This is a genomic window from Actibacterium sp. D185-2, assembly GCF_054954595.1.
In genome coordinates this window covers 206763-223236 of the sequence record NZ_JBPWNX010000005.1, presented here as the reverse complement: position 1 = coordinate 223236, position 16474 = coordinate 206763, and the positions used below count along the sequence as shown (strand labels likewise).

Below are 16474 nucleotides of genomic sequence, written 5' to 3'. Positions count from 1 at the left end.
GGGCCGCGCAACCGTGCACATCCCTTGCGTCACTTTTATCCTTCGGCTGGCGGGATGTCTGGGGTAGTGTTCCCGCGAAGGCCGAGTCCCACACAGCGGCGCCTCGAGTATCGCAAGTGTCCAGCACGAATAACAGGTTAGAAGAAAACAAGCCGGGCGGCCCAGACCGCGCCGCCGGCTATGTGCCGCACGGGCTGCCGTTTCTGTGGCCGCTGGTCTGGGCGCTGGAACTGGGCGCCGCCGAGGCCGAAGCCGCGCGCAAGGGGTTCGAGCGTCTGGCCGAGGCAGAGCGCGTCAACGCCCCGCCCCCGTCCAGCTTTGCCACCGAAAACCGCGTTCTGCTTGACCTGACCACGCTGCGGCTGCGCGACTATGCGAAAGGGGCCCAGGGGCCCGCCGTCCTTGTGGTGGCGCCCTATGCCGGCCACACCGCCGCCATCGCCGACCTGCATCCCGGCCAAAGCCTGATCGCGACCCTGATCGCCAACGGCCTGCCCCGCATCGCGCTGACCGACTGGAAAAGCGCCACCCCCGAGATGAAGAACCTGACAATCGACACCCATCTGGCCGAGCTGAACGTCTGTGTGGACGAGTTGGGCGGGCGCGTCGATCTGGTCGGGCTGTGTCAGGGCGGCTGGCTCGCGGCGGCCTATGCCGCGCGGTTTCCCGACAAAGTGCGCAGCCTGGTCGCGGCGGGCGCGCCGCTTGACACCCAGGCCGGAAACGGGGTGCTGAAACATCTGGTCGCGACGATTCCGCGCTCTGCCTACACCAAGCTTGTCGCGGCAGGCGACGGATTGATGCGCGGCACCACGATGCTGTCGGGCTGGAAGAACGTCCTGCCCGCGCAGAACTGTCTGAACGAATATGTCGATCTCTATGATCGTGCCGACGAGTCCTGCTATCAGGCGCGCACCGCCGCGTTCGAGGAGTGGTACGATATCCTGAACGACCTGCCCGGCCGGTGGTATCTGCAGACGATCGAGTGGATCTTCCGGGGCAATCTGCTGGCCGAGGGTGGGTTTCCCGCGCTCGGGCACAAGGTGGCGCTGAAGGATATAACCTGTCCCTGCTACTTGCTGGCCGGCGCCGATGACGACGTGACACCCCCCGAACAGGTCTTTGCCGCGGCTGCACATCTGGGCACCCCTGGCGACCAGATCGAACAATCGCTGGCGCCCGGCGGGCATGTCGGCCTGTTCATGGGTCACCGGCCGCTGGCCGAACAGTGGCCGGCCATCGCACAGTGGATCGCCGCGAGGCAGGCAGAATGAGCGCCGCCGCCACCCCCGAGGCCCCCAAGGCCACCGTGACCGCAGTGCGCGGTCCCGTTCTGGACATTCGCGTGACCGGCGCGTTGCCGGCAATCCACGACGCGGTCGAAATCGGCACCGGCGACGCGCGGATCATGGCCGAGGTGCAGGCCCATCTGGACGATCACCATGTCCGCGCCATCGCGCTTCAGTCGACGCAGGGCATCGCGCGCGGCACCCCGGCCCGGCCCACCGGGGCATCGCTGACCGTGCCGGTCGGCAAAGCCGTCCTTGGCCGGCTGCTCAATGTCATGGGCCACACCGGCGACAACGGCCCGGCGCTGCCCGCCGACGTGCCGCGGCGCCCGATCCACCAGACCGCGCCCTCGCTTTCCTCGCAGCGGGGGCAGACGCAGGTGTTTTCGACCGGGGTCAAGGTGCTCGACCTGCTCGCGCCGCTGGCCCAGGGCGGCAAATCGGCGATGTTCGGCGGCGCCGGGGTCGGCAAGACCGTGCTGGTGATGGAACTGATCCGCGCCATGGTCGCCGGCTATGACGGCATTTCGGTCTTCGCGGGCGTCGGCGAACGGTCGCGCGAAGGCCACGAGATGCTGAACGAGATGCGCGACAGCGGTGTCCTTGATCAGACCGTGCTGGTCTATGGTCAGATGAACGAACCGCCCGGCGCGCGCTGGCGCGCCCCGCTGACCGCGCTCAGCATCGCCGAGCATTTCCGCGACGACGAAGGCCGCAACGTGCTGTTGCTGATGGATAACGTCTTCCGCTTCGTTCAGGCCGGGTCCGAGGTGTCGGGGCTGCTGGGCCGGATGCCGTCGCGCGTGGGCTATCAGCCGACGCTTGAAACCGAGGTGGCCGAGTTGCAGGAGCGCATCGCCTCGGTCGGGCGGGCGTCGGTAACGGCGATCGAGGCGGTCTATGTCCCCGCCGACGATTTCACCGATCCCGCAGTTTCCGCCATCAGCGCGCATGTGGACAGTACCGTGGTGCTGTCGCGCCAGTTGGCCGCCGAAGGGATCTATCCCGCCATCGACCCGATCGCGACCTCGTCGGTCCTGCTCGATCCGCTGGTGGTGGGCGCCGAACATGCGCGCGTCGCGGGCCGGATCCGCGAGCTGATCGAGCATTACCAGGAATTGCGCGATGTGATCGCCCTGCTGGGGGTCGAGGAACTGGGCCGCGAAGAACGGCTTCTGGTCGGGCGCGCCCGCCGGCTTCAGCGGTTCCTGACGCAGCCCTTCTTCGTCGCCGCCGCCTATACCGGGATGGAGGGACGGTCGGTGCCGGTGGCGGACACCGTCGCCGGATGCAGCGCGATCCTGGACGGCGCCTGCGACGACTGGGACGAATCCTCGCTCTACATGATCGGCACTCTGGACGAGGCCCGCGCGAAAGAGGCCGCCCGCACGGGCGCGGCGGCGGCATGAGCGGGCCCCTGACACTGACGGTGACGACGCCGCTGACCGTGCCGGTGCGGGCAATCGAGGTGACCTCGGTCCGGGCCGAGGACGGCAGCGGCGGCTTCGGCATCCAGCCCGGCCATGCCGATTTCCTGACCGTTCTGGGGGCCTCGGTGCTGCGCTGGCGCGACGCGGATGGCCCCTGGCGCTTTTGCGCGCTGCGCGGCGGGGTCTTGCGGGTGTCGGGCGGCACCCGCGTGGACGTAGCCTGCCGCGAGGCGGTGGCGGGCGACGATCTGGCCCGGCTCGAAACCCTGATCCGCGCGCAGGCCGAAGACGAAGGCGATGCCGCACGCCGCGCGCGGGGCGAGCAGACCCGCCTGCATGCCAGCGCCATCCGGCGACTTATGCTGCGGCTTGGCCCGCAACAGCCCGGCGTTCAGGACCTGGCGGAGGATTTCCAATGACCGAAGACGCCGAAGATGACGGCCATCTGGAAAAGGCCGCCCGGCGCAGCCACGAACGCGCCGAGGCCGCACAACACGATCCAGAACCCTCGCTCGCGCGTCGGTTCGGGCAGATCGGGGTGCTGGGATGGGTGATCGTCGGCCCGACGATCCTGGGCGTGGTCGTGGGCCGGTGGCTTGATAGCCAGCTTGGCACCGGCATCACCCTGTCGGCCGCGCTGACCATGCTCGGCGCGGCGCTGGGTCTTTGGCTGGCGCTGCGCTGGATGCACGAGCAATGAGCCTGGACGCGCATATCCTGGCCCTTGCGGGCCTTGCCGCGCTGGCCGGCTGCGCTGTTGGCTGGCTGCATTTCCGCAGCCTGCGGGGGCTGGCCCACCGGATGCTGGCGGGGCAACCAAGCGCCGTGGCGCTGCAACTGGCGCGGATGGCCGGTCTGGGCCTTTTCCTTTACCTGTGCGCGTGGGGCGGCGGCGCGGCGGTGCTGCTGGCCGGAGCGTGCGGCGTACTGGTGGGCCGGGCGCTGGTACTGCGGGCGGCCGGGAAGGAAGCGCCATGACCGAGTCGCCGCTGTCCGTCACCTCCGCCTTCAGCCTTGGCCCGGTTGCGATCAGCCAGACGGTGGTGACGACCTGGATCATCCTTGCGGGGATGGCGCTGTTGTCCTTTCTGCTGACCCGGCGGCTGGCCCTGAAACCGGCGCGCGCGCAGGTCGCGCTTGAACTGATCGTCACCACGGTCGACGATCAGATCCGCGCCACCATCCCCGGCGATCCCACGCGCTATCGCGCGCTGATCGGCACGCTGTTCCTGTTCATCCTGACCGCCAACTGGTCATCGCTGATCCCCGGCGTCGAGCCGCCCACCGCGCATCTGGAAACCGACGCCGCACTTGCGCTGATCGTGTTCGGCGCGACGATCCTGTTCGGCGTGCGGGCGCAGGGCAGCTGGGGCTATCTGAAAAGCTTTGCCCGGCCCAGCTGGGTGATGATCCCGCTGAACCTGATCGAACAGGTTACCCGCGCCTTCTCGCTCATGGTGCGCCTTTTCGGCAATGTAATGAGCGGGGTCTTCGTCGTCGGCATCATCCTGTCGCTGGCCGGGCTTCTGGTACCGATCCCGCTGATGGCGCTCGATCTGCTGACCGGCGCCGTTCAGGCCTATATCTTCGCGATCCTCGCCCTTGTGTTCATCGCCTCTGCGGTCGAGGACGACACCCCATCCCCCGAAAAGGAGCCCCGCCCATGAACTATGTCGACATTGTCAGTATCATCTCCGCCGCGCTGGCGGTCTCGTTCGGGGCCATCGGCCCGGCCCTGGCCGAAGGGCGCGCCGTCGCCGCCGCCATGGACGCGATCGCCCGCCAGCCCGAGGCCGCCGGAACCGTGTCGCGCACGTTGTTCGTCGGGCTCGCGATGATCGAAACGATGGCGATCTACTGCCTGGTGATCGCGCTGCTGCTGCTGTTCGCCAACCCGTTCGTTCAATAGGCCGATGACGTTCGATTGGGTCACCTTCGGGCTACAGCTCGTCAACGTTCTGGTGCTGCTGGCGATCTTGCGGCATTTCCTGTTCCGCCCGGTGGCCGGGATCATCGCCAAACGCCAGGCGGCGACCCGCGCGGCACTGGCGGACGCCGAAGCCGCGAAGGCACAGGCCAAGACCGCCACCGCCGCCGCACAAACCGCGATCGCCGCGACCGAGGCCGCGCGCCACAAGGTCCTGACCGACGCACAGGCCGAGGCCGAGGCGCAGCGCAAGGATCTGCTGGATGCCGCCCGCGCCGAGGCAGCCCGGATCGTGGCCGATGCCCGCGCCGAGGCCGCCCAGGCCACGCAGGCGGCCGAGGCCGCAACACTGGCGCGGGCCCGCGATCTGGCCGGGGCAATCGCACAGCGCGCGCTGTCGGCCCTGCCCGCACCGCCCACCGTGGCGGGCTTTGCCGACCGGCTGGCCGCAGCCCTTGCCGCCCTACCCGAGGACGGCCGCCACGCGCTGATCACCGGCGGGGGCCTGCGGCTGGTCGCGCCGCACCCGCTGTCGCCCGATGATCTGGACACTGCCCGCCGCGCGCTGGCCCCGTTCGGCATCGACGCCGCCCCGGCCGAAACCGACCCCGCGCTGATTGCGGGGCTGGAGCTGCGCTCGGAATCGGGCGTCGTGCACAATTCGCTCGCTCATGACCTCAACCGCATCGCGAAGGCGCTTAACGATGACGACGGATCCCGGCCTTGACGCCCTGAAAGCCCGCGTCGCGGCGGCGGCCCTTGGCCCCGAGGCCGAGGAAACCGGCCTCGTGACCGAAATCGCCGACGGGCTGGCCCATGTTTCGGGGCTGCCCGGCGCGCGGCTGGGCGAGATCCTCAAATTCGCCACCGGCGCGCGCGGTTTTGTGCTGAACCTGGATGAAACCCTGCTTCAGGCCGCCTTTCTGGATCCCATGACCGGGATCGACGCGGGCAGCGGGGTGACCCGGACCGGGCAGCTTTTGTCGGTGCCGGTCGGCGCGGCGCTGTTCGGCCGCGTGGTCGATCCACTGGGCCGGCCGCTGGACGATCTGGGGCCGATCGACACCCCCGACACCGCCGAAACCGAGCGCCCCGCCCCCGAGATCATCGAGCGTGACTTCGTGCAGCAGCCGGTCGAAACTGGTCTGCTGGTCGTCGATGCGCTGTTCGCGATCGGACGCGGCCAGCGCGAGTTGATCATCGGCGAACGCGGCACCGGCAAGACCTCGATCGCGGTCGACGCGATCCTGAATCAGGCCGCCAGCGATATCGTGTGTGTCTATGTCGCGATCGGTCAGCGCACCACCGCCGTGCGCCGGGTGATCGAGGCGGTGCGCGCCAAGGGCGCGTTCGAGCGCTGCATCTTCGTCGTCGCCCCCGCCACCGCCGAGCCGGGGTTGCGCTGGCTTGCGCCCTTTGCCGCAACCTCGATGGCCGAATGGGTCCGCGACCGGGGCGGCCACGCGCTGATCGTCTATGACGACCTGACCAAACACGCGGCGGTGCACCGCGAACTGGCGCTGCTGTCGCGCCAGCCGCCGGGGCGCGAGGCCTATCCGGGCGATATCTTCTATCTGCACGCGCGGCTTCTGGAACGCTCGGCCAAGCTGTCAGTGGCGAAAGGTGGCGGATCCCTGACCGCGCTGCCGATCGCCGAGATCGAGGCCGGGAACCTGTCGGCCTATATCCCGACCAACCTGATCTCGATCGCCGATGGGCAGATCGTCACCTCGGCCGCGCTGTTTGCCGGCAATCAGCGCCCGGCGGTGGATATCGGCCTGTCGGTCAGCCGGGTCGGCGGCAAGGCGCAGTCGGGCGCGCTGAAGGCGGTCGCGGGGCGGGTCCGGCTCGATTACACCCAATATCTGGAAATGAAGGTCTTCTCGCGCTTCGGCGGGTTCAGCGATGCGGCGATGACGGCCCGTCTGGCGCATGGCGAACGGATCGGCGCGCTGCTGGCGCAGGGCCGCTATGCCCCGCTGACCCTGCCGGTGCAGGTGGCCCTGCTTGCGGCACTGGCCGAGGGGGCGCTTGATGCGGTGCCGGCCGCGGCCTTTCCCGATCTCAAGGCCGCCCTTGGCCCGCTGATCGCCGCCGAACCGAAGCTGACCGCGTTCCGTGCCGCCCCCGACAGTCTGGACGACGCCACACGCGCCGCCCTGATCGGTTGCGTCCGCTCCGCCGCCGCGCGCATCGCCCCGTCCCCGGCGGATCCCGCGCCATGAACCGCCCCGAAGAGATCAAAGGCCGGATCGACAATATCCGCCAGATCGAAAGCATCGTCTCGACGTTGCGGGCGCTGGCCGCTGCACATCAAATCGAGGCGCGCGCGCATCTCGATGCGATCCGCAGCCATGAGGCCACCGTGGCCGGGGCGCTGTCGGTCGCGCTGTCGCTGCTTGTCACCCCGCCTGCCCGTCCGGCAGACAGGGCGGGCGACCTGGTCCTTGTCGTCGGCGCGGCACAGGGATTTTCCGGCAGCTACGCCGACCGGCTGGCCGAAGCGGCGCTGCGCGAAACCGATGCGGGCGCCGCACTGATGGTGGTTGGCGCCCGAACCCTAGGCGCACTGGATCAGCGTCCGCAGTCGCCGGTCTGGTCCGCCGACATGGTCGCCCATGCGCCCGAGGTGCCGGCCCTTGCGGGCCGCATGGCCGACGCCCTGTTCGCCCGGCTGGCCGACACCCCCGAACGCGCGGTGCGGCTGATCTTTGCGGATCCGGCAACGCCCGGCCAATCGCTGATCAGGCGCACCTTGTTTCCCTTCGATTTCAGCCGCTTCCCGCCCTCATCCGGGGCAAGCCCGCTGGTGACGCTGCCCGCGGGCGATCTGGTCGCGGCATTGGTCGAGGAATATGTCTTTACCGAACTGTGCGAGGCGCTGATGCTGGGCTTTGCCGCCGAGAATGCCGCGCGGGCCGATGCCATGGCCCGCGCGCAATCGAACGTCCGGCGCATCGCGGGCGATCTGAAGGGCGAATTTCAGCGCGCGCGGCAGGATCAGATGACCACCGAAATCATCGAGTTGTCGTCAGGATCGGAACGGCCCGCGCCATCGCGGCATTAGCGTCAAGGCTCAATTCATTCCATGAACCTGCTGTTCAGGGAAGACCAGGCAGCGTGAACCGCGCCCGAAAAGAATTGGAGCCGACCTTGCAGGGCATCTAATGGCCTGCATCAATATGGCGGCACTCCCCCCGTCAGGGGTATTTACCATGCAAACTTGCGGAAACTGCCATATATTCGCGATGCCATGCGCAAATTTATCATGCGTTTTCAATGCGATAGAATGGTGGGTGATGAGAGGCTCGAACTCCCGACATCTTCGGTGTAAACGAAGCGCTCTACCAACTGAGCTAATCACCCGTTCCGGCGCGCCTTTTAACGCAGCCTGCCTGTCCGCTGCAAGCCCCGATTTTCCAAAAACCCCGATTGCCCGCCTCAACCCGCGCCCGTCCCGCGCGGCTGGCTGATCCGTCCGCCCCCCACCGCCGCCGCCACGCCCGTCGTGCCGGGGCATGAGGTCGGCAAGCCGCGTGCCACCCGCACCGCCAGATAGGCAAAAGCCTGCGCTTCCAGCATGTCACCGTCCAGCCCGACCTCTTCGACCTGCACGGCGGGCACACCGCAGCGTTCGATCAGCATTTCCATCATCAGCGGGTTCTTGCGCCCGCCCCCGGTGACCAGCAGCCGCGCCGGCGGTTCGGGGCAATGTTCCAGCCCGCGCGCCACGCAGGCCGCCGCAATCGCCGTCAACGTGGCCGCCGCGTCGGCATCGGACAGATCCGCCACCCGGCCCGGCAGATCGGGAAAAGCGTCGCGATCCAGCGATTTCGGCGGCATCTTCAAAAACCACGGATGCGCCAGAAAGGACTGCACCACATCCTCGGCCACCATGCCCTGGGCGGCCAGCGCGGCGTCCTCGTCGAACTCCAGCCCCCGGCGCGCGCGCATCAGATCGTTCAGCGGCGCGTTTGCGGGGCCGGTGTCAAACGCCAGAAGCGCGCCCATGGCCTCTGGCGCGGGCAGCGACGGGTCCACCCATGTCAGGTTGCCGACCCCGCCCAGATTGACGAAAACCAGCGGCGCGCGCGCGCCGATCCACCGTGCGCAGGCGAAATGGAAAAATGGCGCCAGCGGCGCGCCCTCGCCGCCCATTTCCACATCGGTGCTGCGGAAATCCCAGACCACGGGCCAGCCCAGCACCTCGGCCAGAACGCCGCCATCGCCCACCTGATGGGTCCCGCGCCCGCGCGGCTCATGCGCCAGGGTCTGGCCGTGAAACCCCACCAGGTCGATCCCGTCGAACCCGGCCAGCAGCGCCGCATGGGCGGTTTCCACCACCTCGGCCGCCGCCGCGACCCCGGCGTCGTCAGGCCAGCGGCCCAGCGCAGCGGCAATCGCCGCGCGCTCGGGCGCCGTGTACGGGCGATAGGCCCTTTCGCCAAAGCCGGAAATCGTCTTTCCGTCGGTTTCCACCACCGCCGCGTCGACCCCGTCAAGCGACGTGCCCGACATTGCGCCCAGCGCCCGCATCGTCCCCGGTTTCAACATGGCCTTCCCCTTCATACCCCACACCGATATATGAGTGACCGAAACCGCCCTGATGGACAAGTGAGCCGATGACCTACACCCCCAAATCAGACTTCCTGCGCGTGATGATCGAGCGTGGCTTTTTGGCCGACTGCACCGATTATCAGGGGCTGGACGAGGCCCTGATCGCCGGTGTGGTTCCCGCCTATATCGGCTTCGACGCAACCGCGAAATCGCTGCATGTGGGCAGCCTGATCCAGATCATGATGCTGCGCTGGCTGCAAAAGACCGGGCACAAGCCCATCGCGCTGATGGGCGGCGGCACCACCAAGGTGGGCGATCCGTCGTTCCGGGCCGATGAACGCCCGCTGCTGACGCCCGAACAGATCGACGCCAATATCGCTGGCATCAAGCAGGTCTTCACCAAATACATCACCTTTGGCGATGCGCCCACGGATGCGATCATGCCCAACAACGCCGAATGGCTGGACGGGCTGAACTATCTCGACTTCCTGCGCGACATCGGGCGGCATTTCAGCGTCAACCGGATGCTGTCGTTCGAATCCGTCAAATCGCGGCTGGACCGCGAGCAATCGCTATCCTTCCTCGAATTCAACTACATGATCCTTCAGGCCTATGATTTTCTGGAACTGAACCGCCGCTACGGCTGTCTTCTGCAAATGGGCGGCTCGGACCAGTGGGGCAATATCGTCAACGGCATCGACCTGACACGCCGGGTGCTGGATCACGCGGTCTATGGCCTGACCTCGCCGTTGCTGACCACCTCGGATGGCAAGAAGATGGGCAAGTCGCAGTCGGGCGCGATCTGGCTGAACGAGGATATGCTGTCGAGCTATGAGTTCTGGCAGTTCTGGCGCAACACCACCGACGCCGATGTGGGCCGGTTCCTGAAGCTTTACACCGAGCTTCCGGTTTCCGAATGCGACCGTCTGGGCGCGCTGGAGGGATCGCAGATCAACGAGGCCAAGATCGTTCTGGCCAATGCGGTCACGACCCTGTGCCACGGCGCAGACGCCGCCGAAGCCGCCGAAGCCACCGCGCGCGCCGTGTTCGAGCAGGGCGGAACCGGCGACGACCTGCCGACGCTGGAACTGACGGCGCAGGAAATCGGCGCCGGCATCTCGATCGTACAGTTGATCACCCGTGCGGGACTGGCCAAATCGGGCAAAGAGGCCAAGCGCCTGATCGCCGAACACGGGGCCCGGCTGAATGACGCGGAGCTGACCGATACCGGGCTGATGATCGGCGCCGCCGATCTGGCCAACCCGATCAAGCTGAGCGCGGGCAAGAAGCGCCACGCGCTGGTGGTGCTGGCGGGCTGATCCGACCGCACCGGCAAATCAAAGGCCCTTTGCCACCCCCGGCAAAGGGCCTTTTCAGTCAAAGCGCCTGATCAGCGGCGACGACGGCCCAAAGCGCCCAGTCCGGCAAGCCCGCCCAGCAGCAGCAGCCCGGCGGCGGGCAGCGGCACGGCGGCCAGCGCCGCAACCTCGGCAAAGCTGTAGGTTCCGTCGGCGAAGGTGAAAGCCTCCCAGTTGGTCAGCCACAGATCGGCGGTTCCGTCGCCAGAGGCAAGCGACAGCGACAGCGTGCTGTCGGCCGGATCCAGCACGACCGAGGCAATGTCGCCGAACAGATAGTCGGTCAGCGACAGCGTGTCATAATCGTCGCCCCCATCCAGCAGCGCGCCGCCCGCAACCAGACCGAAATCGGCGCCATTCAGAACCAGCGCATCATCACCGCTGCCCAGGTCGATCCCTCCGGTCAGGCTGGAACCCAGATACAGCGCGACCAGATCGTCGCCCGCCCCCAAATCCAGCGCCATGCCCGAGGTGCCGGCAATGCTGCCGCCGGCATAGTTGACCACCGTCTGACCCGACTGGTTTGACGGGTCGACCAGCACGCCGATCGTGCCAGAGATCGTCCCCCAGTTCTGTACCGTGCCGGTGCCGGTCTCGCCTGCGTCGAAATCGATCGCCGCATCCAGGGTCGAAATGACCTCGCCACCGGCATGGTTGAAGATCTCGCCGGAATCGATGTCGATCGCGTCTTGCGGATCGGAAAGGTCGGTGCCGACATTCTCGATCAGACCGTAATTGTGGATGGTGGCGTCGTTGGCGATCTGGATCGCATCGTCTGCGGCCTCGATCACGCCACCCGCATTATTGGTGATCGTCACACCGTCATCGCCGGTAATCCCCTCATCGCGGGCCGAGATGGTGCCGCTGTTCAACACGGTCAGGTTGGCGCCGCCCTGCACGCCGTCATCATCAGCGATGATGCTGCCGAAGTTGGTGATCGTCGCATCGTCATCGGCGTTGATCCCGTCCTTGGCGGTGCTTTCGATGGTGCCGTTATTGGTAACGGTCAGGCGCTTGTCGGCCTGAATCGCGTCGTCACCGGTGCTGAGGATCGTGCCGTTGTTGATGACGGTCAGATCATCGTCGGCCTTCACCGCTTCGCCGCTGTTCTGAACGCTGGCGGCACCGTCGACACTGATGGTGATGTCGTCCAGCGCGTCAAAATCGAACCCGTCGGTATCGGTGCCGACGCAAATGACCGTGGCGCCGTCGCCAGGATTGTCCGGCGCGCAGTCGGCATAGGCCGGAATGGCAACCAGCGGCAGAATGCCGGCGACGCTGAGCAGCAAAAATCGTTTCATGAAAACCCCCGATAAAACATGACAGCCGTCTTATCGGGGGTAATTGACAGTTTCTTGACAGTCCGAAAGGGCGGATCAGTCGGTGACGGTGACCTTGGTCATCACGTCGGGCTGGCCGACGACCTCGCCATTGCGACCCGCGCCTTTCTTGATCGCGTCCAGCACATCCAGACCGCCGGTCACGGTGCCGACCACGGTATATTGGCCGTTCAGATGCGGCGCCGGGGCGAACATGATGAAGAACTGGCTGTTGGCCGAATCCGGGCTGGCCGAACGCGCCATGCCGACCACACCGCGCTCGAACGGCAGATCGGAAAACTCGGCCGGCAGGTCGGGCAGCGCCGAACCGCCCCGCCCCGCCATGCGCATGTCGCCGCCCAGCTTGCCGAATTCGACATCGCCGGTCTGCGCCATGAAGCCGGGGATGACCCGGTGAAACACCACGTTGTCATAGGCGCCATCATTGGCCAGCGCCACGATGCGTTCCACATGGCCCGGCGCCGCATCTTCGAACAGGTCGATGGTGATGACCCCGTTCGCCGCGCCCGCGACCTCGACTTCCAGGCCGGTGGCGGCGGCGGGGCCGGCCGCCAGCAGCCCCAGTGCCAGCGCGAGATTACGCATCCGCGGCCACCTTGACGCTGATCATGCGGTCGGGCTCCGCGGGCGGTTCGCCCCGGGCGATCGCGTCCACGTGCTCCATCCCCGAAATCACCCGGCCGTAGACGGTGTATTGGCCGTTCAGGAAATTGTTGTCGGAAAAGTTGATGAAGAACTGCGAATTGGCCGAGTTCGGGTTGGCCGAGCGCGCAGCCCCCAGCGTGCCCCGATCATGCGGCAGCTTGGAAAATTCGGCCGGCAGATCGGGCAGATCGGACCCGCCGGTGCCTGCACGGCGCGGGTTATAGTCCTTTTCGGCATTGCCGTTGGCCACATCGCCGGTCTGGGCCATGAAACCCTCGATCACCCGGTGGAAGACCACATTGTCATAGGCGCCGGCGCGGGCCAGCTCTTTCATCCGCTCAACGTGCTTGGGGGCCACGTCGGCCAGCAGCTCGATCGTCACGGTGCCGTCTTTCAGCTCCATCAGAATGGTGTTTTCGGGGTCCTTGATCGCGGCCATCTGCCGGTCCTCCTGTCATGTTTGCGCAAAACCTAGTGTGGTGGCGCGGCAAAGGGAAGACCCCGGTGGCAACCATGTTGACGCCCGCACGCGGATCGGCGTCTATGGGGCAACCGATTGCTAGCTGAGGATGCAGCCATGGCCTGGAAAACCCTTGATGATCTGGATATGGCCGGAAAGGTCGTGCTGGTGCGCGTGGATATCAACGTGCCGGTGGAAAACGGCCACGTCACCGACGCCACCCGGATCGAGCGGATCGTGCCCACCATTTCCGATATTCTGGCCAAGGGCGGCAAGCCGGTCCTGATGGCGCATTTCGGTCGCCCCAAGGGCCAGGTCGTCCCCGAGATGAGCCTGAAGGTCACCCTGCCCGCGCTGGAAGAGGCACTGGGCCGCGACGTGCTGTTCGCCGAGAACTGCATCGGCCTGCCCGCCAAGCAGGCGGTCTCCGCGCTGACCGAAGGCGACGTTCTGCTGCTGGAAAACACCCGCTTTCACGCGGGCGAGGAAAAGAACGACCCGCTGATGGCGGCCTCGCTGGCGGCGCTTGGCGACATCTATGTGAACGACGCATTTTCGGCGGCGCACCGGGCCCATGCCTCGACCGAAGGCATCGCGCGGCTGCTGCCCTGTGCTGCAGGCCGGCTGATGGAGGCCGAACTGAAGGCGCTGGAAGGCGCGCTGTCCAAGCCCGAGCGCCCGGTGGTGGCCGTGGTCGGCGGCGCCAAGGTTTCCTCCAAGCTGGAACTGTTGGGCAATCTGGTGACCAAGGTCGATTATCTGGTGATCGGCGGCGGCATGGCCAACACCTTCCTGGCCGCGCAGGGCATCAACGTGGGCAAATCCCTGGCCGAGCATGACATGACCGGCACCGCCACCGAAATCATGGAAAAGGCCAAGGCCGCGGGCTGCGAGATCGTGTTGCCAACCGACGTGGTCGTGGCTTGGGAATTCGCAGCCAATGCCGAGCACGAGGTCATGCTGGCCACCACCTGCCCCGAGGATGCGATGATCCTGGATGCCGGCCCCGATACCGTGGCCCGCATCGAAGAGGTGTTCGAGAAATGCCGCACCCTGATCTGGAACGGCCCGCTCGGCGCATTCGAAATCCCGCCATTCGATACGGCCACCAACGCGGCGGCGCAAAAGGCAGCCGAACTGACCGAGGCCGACCGGCTGGTCACCGTGGCCGGCGGCGGCGACACCGTGGCCGCGCTGAACATCTCGGGGGCTGCCGACAAGTTCAGCTATATCTCCACCGCCGGGGGCGCGTTCCTGGAATGGATGGAGGGCAAGACCCTGCCCGGCGTCGCGGCGCTGCAACAGGGCTGATCCCGGCCCATCTGCACAGCCAACAGCGCGGCGTCTTTTTGCGGAAAGGCGCCGCTTTTGCTGTCTGCGACCGCCAAAGTGCCTTTCAGGGCGCAAAAACCGATTACCGCGGATCTGTTAGCGCGAACCCCATTGCACCAATGCCGGGGGCCTTCTAAGCCCTATGGAAATGACTTTTTTTGCCGAAAGGAACAGCGCAATGAAGGCGACCCGGACCGTTCAGAAAATCCTGTCGAACTACGAAGGCGAAACCCCCGGCGTCAAGGCCAACCTGTGCCGGATGCTGATGCAGGGCAAGCTGGGCGGTACCGGCAAGATGATCATCCTGCCGGTCGATCAGGGGTTCGAACACGGCCCCGCCCGCAGCTTTGCCCCGAACCCCGCGGGCTATGATCCGCATTACCACTATCAGATGGCGATCGACGCGGGGCTGAATGCCTATGCCGCGCCGCTGGGTCCGCTTGAGGCCGGCGCCGACACCTTCGCCGGTCAGATCCCCACCATCCTGAAGGTGAACTCGGCCAATTCGCTGATGTCCGACACCGCCGGCAAGAATCAGGCCGTCACCGCCTCGGTCGATGACGCGCTGCGGCTGGGCTGCGCCGCGATCGGCTTTACCATCTATCCGGGTTCCGACTGCGCGCTGGACATGTTCGAAGAGATCGTCGAGATGCGCAAAGAGGCCGCCGCCAAGGGCGTGGCCACCGTGATCTGGTCCTATCCGCGCGGCGAGGCCGTGACCAAGGACGGCGAAACCGCCATCGATGTCGCCGCCTATGCCGGTCATATCGCGGCCCTTCTGGGCGCCCATATCATCAAGATCAAACTCAGCACCGACCACCTGATGCTGCCCGAGGCCAAGAAGGTCTACGAAGAACAGGGCATCGACGTGTCGACCCAGGCCGCCCGCGTCGCCCATTGTGTGCAGTCGGCCTTCGACGGCCGCCGCATCATCGTGTTCTCGGGCGGGGCCAAGAAGGGCGCCGACAGCGTCTATGACGACGCCCGCGCGATCCGCGACGGCGGCGGCAACGGCTCGATCATCGGGCGCAACAGCTTTCAGCGCTCGCGCGAGGATGCGCTGGATATGCTGGGCAAGCTGGTCGACATCTACAAGGGCAAGGCCTGATCCGCGCCGCGCCGATCCATCCCCTGCGGGCGGGTTTCGCCGGCCCGCAGGGGACCTTCGCCCAAATTCCGAAGGGGCGGCCGTTTCGCCCTTTCCCCGGCCCGCGCGCGGGTCTAAGCCTGTCACGTATTTTCCCACGAGGCAGGCCCATGGACAATCTTCGCGGCATTTTCCTGATGACCGCCGCGATGGCGGGTTTCGCGCTTGAGGACATGTTCATCAAGAAACTGTCCGACAGCCTGCCCGTGGGTCAGATCCTGATCCTGCTGGGCGGCGGCGGCACGATCGCCTTTTCGCTGATGGCGATGCGGCGCGGCCAGCGCATCCTGTCGCGCGACCTGCTGCGTCCGCCGGTGATGCTGCGCAATCTGGCCGAGTTGGGCACCGCGATCTGCTTCATCTCGGCGCTGTCGCTGATCCCGATCTCGACCGCGTCGGCGGTGATCCAGGCCACGCCGCTGGCGGTCACGCTGGGCGCTGCAGTGTTCTTTCGCGCCGAGGTCGGCTGGCGCCGCTGGAGCGCGATCGCCGTGGGCCTGATCGGCGTGCTGATGATCATCCGGCCGGGGCTGGACGGGTTCCAGCCCGCCTCGCTTCTGGCGGTGGGGGCGGTGATCGGCCTGGCCACGCGCGACCTGGCGGTGCGGGCGATCCCGCGCAGCGTCAGCTCGCTGCAACTGTCGGCCTACGGGTTCGCCGCCCTGGTGCCTGCCGGCATCGTGCTGCTGGGCTTCGGCCCGTCGCCGCAGCCGATCGACCTGTCCGGCGCCACGCTACTGGCGGGCGCGCTGATGATGGGGGTTGCGGGCTATTACGCGGTGGTCGAGGCGACCCGCGTCGGCGATGTGGCGGCCGTGACCCCGTTTCGCTATGCCCGGCTGCTGTTCGCGCTGATCATCGGCGTCGCGATCTTCGGCGAACGCCCCGATCACTGGACCCTGCTGGGGGCCGCGATCATCATCGGGTCGGGGCTTTACACCTTCGCGCGTGAACGCGCCCTTTCCTCCCGCCTGCGGGGGGGATAGAAG

The 16474-nt window shown here is 66.9% G+C and carries 18 protein-coding genes and 1 tRNA gene; 14 read left to right on the top strand and 5 right to left on the bottom strand.

The window, feature by feature from the left end; all coding sequences use genetic code 11:
* Positions 1-116 precede the first annotated feature (116 nt).
* Genes ACSR1C_RS11515 through ACSR1C_RS11470 form a run of 10 tightly spaced genes read left to right on the top strand, consistent with a single transcriptional unit; the run spans position 117 to position 7713 of the window.
* Complete coding sequence (locus ACSR1C_RS11515; RefSeq protein ID WP_460259331.1) at positions 117-1274, top strand: alpha/beta fold hydrolase; 1158 nt, start codon at positions 117-119, stop codon at positions 1272-1274.
* The gene (gene atpD, locus ACSR1C_RS11510; protein WP_460259332.1) at positions 1271-2698 is read left to right on the top strand and encodes a F0F1 ATP synthase subunit beta; all 1428 of its coding nucleotides are present in this window, start codon (positions 1271-1273) and stop codon (positions 2696-2698) included. Before ACSR1C_RS11515 ends, atpD begins: the two co-directional genes overlap by 4 nt.
* Entirely contained in the window at positions 2695-3138 is a 444-nt protein-coding gene (locus ACSR1C_RS11505; protein ID WP_460259333.1) for a F0F1 ATP synthase subunit epsilon, read from the top strand. Before atpD ends, ACSR1C_RS11505 begins: the two co-directional genes overlap by 4 nt.
* Positions 3135-3419, top strand: coding sequence for an AtpZ/AtpI family protein (locus ACSR1C_RS11500; RefSeq protein ID WP_460259334.1), 285 nt, complete (start codon positions 3135-3137; stop codon positions 3417-3419). Before ACSR1C_RS11505 ends, ACSR1C_RS11500 begins: the two co-directional genes overlap by 4 nt.
* On the top strand, positions 3416-3697 hold the full coding sequence (locus ACSR1C_RS11495; RefSeq protein WP_460259335.1) for an N-ATPase subunit AtpR: 282 nt from the start codon (positions 3416-3418) through the stop codon (positions 3695-3697). The genes ACSR1C_RS11500 and ACSR1C_RS11495 overlap by 4 nt, the downstream gene beginning before the upstream one ends.
* Complete coding sequence (locus ACSR1C_RS11490; RefSeq protein ID WP_460259336.1) at positions 3694-4386, top strand: F0F1 ATP synthase subunit A; 693 nt, start codon at positions 3694-3696, stop codon at positions 4384-4386. The genes ACSR1C_RS11495 and ACSR1C_RS11490 overlap by 4 nt, the downstream gene beginning before the upstream one ends.
* Entirely contained in the window at positions 4383-4628 is a 246-nt protein-coding gene (locus tag ACSR1C_RS11485; RefSeq protein WP_460259337.1) for a F0F1 ATP synthase subunit C, read from the top strand. The genes ACSR1C_RS11490 and ACSR1C_RS11485 overlap by 4 nt, the downstream gene beginning before the upstream one ends.
* A gap of 4 nt (positions 4629-4632) precedes the next feature.
* Complete coding sequence (locus ACSR1C_RS11480) at positions 4633-5373, top strand: F0F1 ATP synthase subunit B family protein (RefSeq protein ID WP_460259338.1); 741 nt, start codon at positions 4633-4635, stop codon at positions 5371-5373.
* Positions 5351-6871 (top strand): F0F1 ATP synthase subunit alpha, encoded by a 1521-nt coding sequence (locus tag ACSR1C_RS11475; RefSeq protein ID WP_460259339.1) that lies wholly within the window; start codon positions 5351-5353, stop codon positions 6869-6871. The genes ACSR1C_RS11480 and ACSR1C_RS11475 overlap by 23 nt, the downstream gene beginning before the upstream one ends.
* A complete protein-coding gene (locus ACSR1C_RS11470) occupies positions 6868-7713 on the top strand; it encodes a F0F1 ATP synthase subunit gamma (protein WP_460259340.1) in 846 nt (281 codons plus the stop codon). Before ACSR1C_RS11475 ends, ACSR1C_RS11470 begins: the two co-directional genes overlap by 4 nt.
* Positions 7714-7936: 223 nt before the next feature.
* Here ACSR1C_RS11470 and ACSR1C_RS11465 read toward each other — a convergent pair.
* Positions 7937-8012 (bottom strand) — tRNA-Val (locus ACSR1C_RS11465).
* Between the two features lie 75 nt (positions 8013-8087).
* Positions 8088-9200 carry an anhydro-N-acetylmuramic acid kinase gene (locus tag ACSR1C_RS11460; RefSeq protein WP_460259341.1) on the bottom strand — a complete coding sequence of 371 codons (1113 nt, stop codon included), beginning with the start codon at positions 9198-9200 and terminating at the stop codon, positions 8088-8090.
* A 68-nt stretch (positions 9201-9268) separates the two neighbouring features.
* Between ACSR1C_RS11460 and tyrS the strand changes: the two genes are divergently transcribed.
* Positions 9269-10522 (top strand): tyrosine--tRNA ligase, encoded by a 1254-nt coding sequence (gene tyrS, locus ACSR1C_RS11455; protein WP_460259342.1) that lies wholly within the window; start codon positions 9269-9271, stop codon positions 10520-10522.
* 71 nt (positions 10523-10593) lie between these two features.
* Here the strand turns inward: tyrS and ACSR1C_RS11450 are convergent, their stop codons facing one another.
* The 3 genes from ACSR1C_RS11450 to ACSR1C_RS11440 form a co-directional block, all read right to left on the bottom strand.
* Positions 10594-11862 (bottom strand): VPLPA-CTERM sorting domain-containing protein, encoded by a 1269-nt coding sequence (locus ACSR1C_RS11450; protein ID WP_460259343.1) that lies wholly within the window; start codon positions 11860-11862, stop codon positions 10594-10596.
* Between the two features lie 75 nt (positions 11863-11937).
* Positions 11938-12486 carry a peptidylprolyl isomerase gene (locus tag ACSR1C_RS11445; protein WP_460259344.1) on the bottom strand — a complete coding sequence of 183 codons (549 nt, stop codon included), beginning with the start codon at positions 12484-12486 and terminating at the stop codon, positions 11938-11940.
* Positions 12479-12985 carry a peptidylprolyl isomerase gene (locus ACSR1C_RS11440; protein WP_460259345.1) on the bottom strand — a complete coding sequence of 169 codons (507 nt, stop codon included), beginning with the start codon at positions 12983-12985 and terminating at the stop codon, positions 12479-12481. The genes ACSR1C_RS11445 and ACSR1C_RS11440 overlap by 8 nt, the downstream gene beginning before the upstream one ends.
* 138 nt (positions 12986-13123) lie before the next feature.
* Between ACSR1C_RS11440 and ACSR1C_RS11435 the strand changes: the two genes are divergently transcribed.
* From ACSR1C_RS11435 to ACSR1C_RS11425, 3 genes are all read left to right on the top strand, one after another.
* Positions 13124-14317 carry a phosphoglycerate kinase gene (locus ACSR1C_RS11435; protein ID WP_460259346.1) on the top strand — a complete coding sequence of 398 codons (1194 nt, stop codon included), beginning with the start codon at positions 13124-13126 and terminating at the stop codon, positions 14315-14317.
* Positions 14318-14516: 199 nt separating this feature from the next.
* Entirely contained in the window at positions 14517-15446 is a 930-nt protein-coding gene (locus ACSR1C_RS11430) for a class I fructose-bisphosphate aldolase (protein ID WP_460259347.1), read from the top strand.
* A gap of 149 nt (positions 15447-15595) precedes the next feature.
* The gene (locus ACSR1C_RS11425; protein ID WP_460259348.1) at positions 15596-16471 is read left to right on the top strand and encodes a DMT family transporter; all 876 of its coding nucleotides are present in this window, start codon (positions 15596-15598) and stop codon (positions 16469-16471) included.
* Positions 16472-16474: the final 3 nt, after the last annotated feature.

Excerpts from the sequence above, each read along its gene's own strand:
- ACSR1C_RS11505 (WP_460259333.1), top strand. The coding sequence starts at position 2,695 with ATGAGCGGGCCCCTGACACTGACGGTGACGACGCCGCTGACCGTGCCG.
- atpD (WP_460259332.1), top strand. The coding sequence starts at position 1,271 with ATGAGCGCCGCCGCCACCCCCGAGGCCCCCAAGGCCACCGTGACCGCA.
- ACSR1C_RS11435 (WP_460259346.1), top strand. The coding sequence starts at position 13,124 with ATGGCCTGGAAAACCCTTGATGATCTGGATATGGCCGGAAAGGTCGTG.
- ACSR1C_RS11460 (WP_460259341.1), bottom strand. The coding sequence starts at position 9,200 with ATGTTGAAACCGGGGACGATGCGGGCGCTGGGCGCAATGTCGGGCACG.
- ACSR1C_RS11485 (WP_460259337.1), top strand. The coding sequence starts at position 4,383 with ATGAACTATGTCGACATTGTCAGTATCATCTCCGCCGCGCTGGCGGTC.
- ACSR1C_RS11490 (WP_460259336.1), top strand. The coding sequence starts at position 3,694 with ATGACCGAGTCGCCGCTGTCCGTCACCTCCGCCTTCAGCCTTGGCCCG.
- ACSR1C_RS11450 (WP_460259343.1), bottom strand. The coding sequence starts at position 11,862 with ATGAAACGATTTTTGCTGCTCAGCGTCGCCGGCATTCTGCCGCTGGTT.
- ACSR1C_RS11480 (WP_460259338.1), top strand. The coding sequence starts at position 4,633 with ATGACGTTCGATTGGGTCACCTTCGGGCTACAGCTCGTCAACGTTCTG.
- ACSR1C_RS11430 (WP_460259347.1), top strand. The coding sequence starts at position 14,517 with ATGAAGGCGACCCGGACCGTTCAGAAAATCCTGTCGAACTACGAAGGC.
- ACSR1C_RS11475 (WP_460259339.1), top strand. The coding sequence starts at position 5,351 with ATGACGACGGATCCCGGCCTTGACGCCCTGAAAGCCCGCGTCGCGGCG.
- tyrS (WP_460259342.1), top strand. The coding sequence starts at position 9,269 with ATGACCTACACCCCCAAATCAGACTTCCTGCGCGTGATGATCGAGCGT.
- ACSR1C_RS11500 (WP_460259334.1), top strand. The coding sequence starts at position 3,135 with ATGACCGAAGACGCCGAAGATGACGGCCATCTGGAAAAGGCCGCCCGG.
- ACSR1C_RS11425 (WP_460259348.1), top strand. The coding sequence starts at position 15,596 with ATGGACAATCTTCGCGGCATTTTCCTGATGACCGCCGCGATGGCGGGT.
- ACSR1C_RS11470 (WP_460259340.1), top strand. The coding sequence starts at position 6,868 with ATGAACCGCCCCGAAGAGATCAAAGGCCGGATCGACAATATCCGCCAG.
- ACSR1C_RS11445 (WP_460259344.1), bottom strand. The coding sequence starts at position 12,486 with ATGCGTAATCTCGCGCTGGCACTGGGGCTGCTGGCGGCCGGCCCCGCC.
- ACSR1C_RS11440 (WP_460259345.1), bottom strand. The coding sequence starts at position 12,985 with ATGGCCGCGATCAAGGACCCCGAAAACACCATTCTGATGGAGCTGAAA.
- ACSR1C_RS11495 (WP_460259335.1), top strand. The coding sequence starts at position 3,416 with ATGAGCCTGGACGCGCATATCCTGGCCCTTGCGGGCCTTGCCGCGCTG.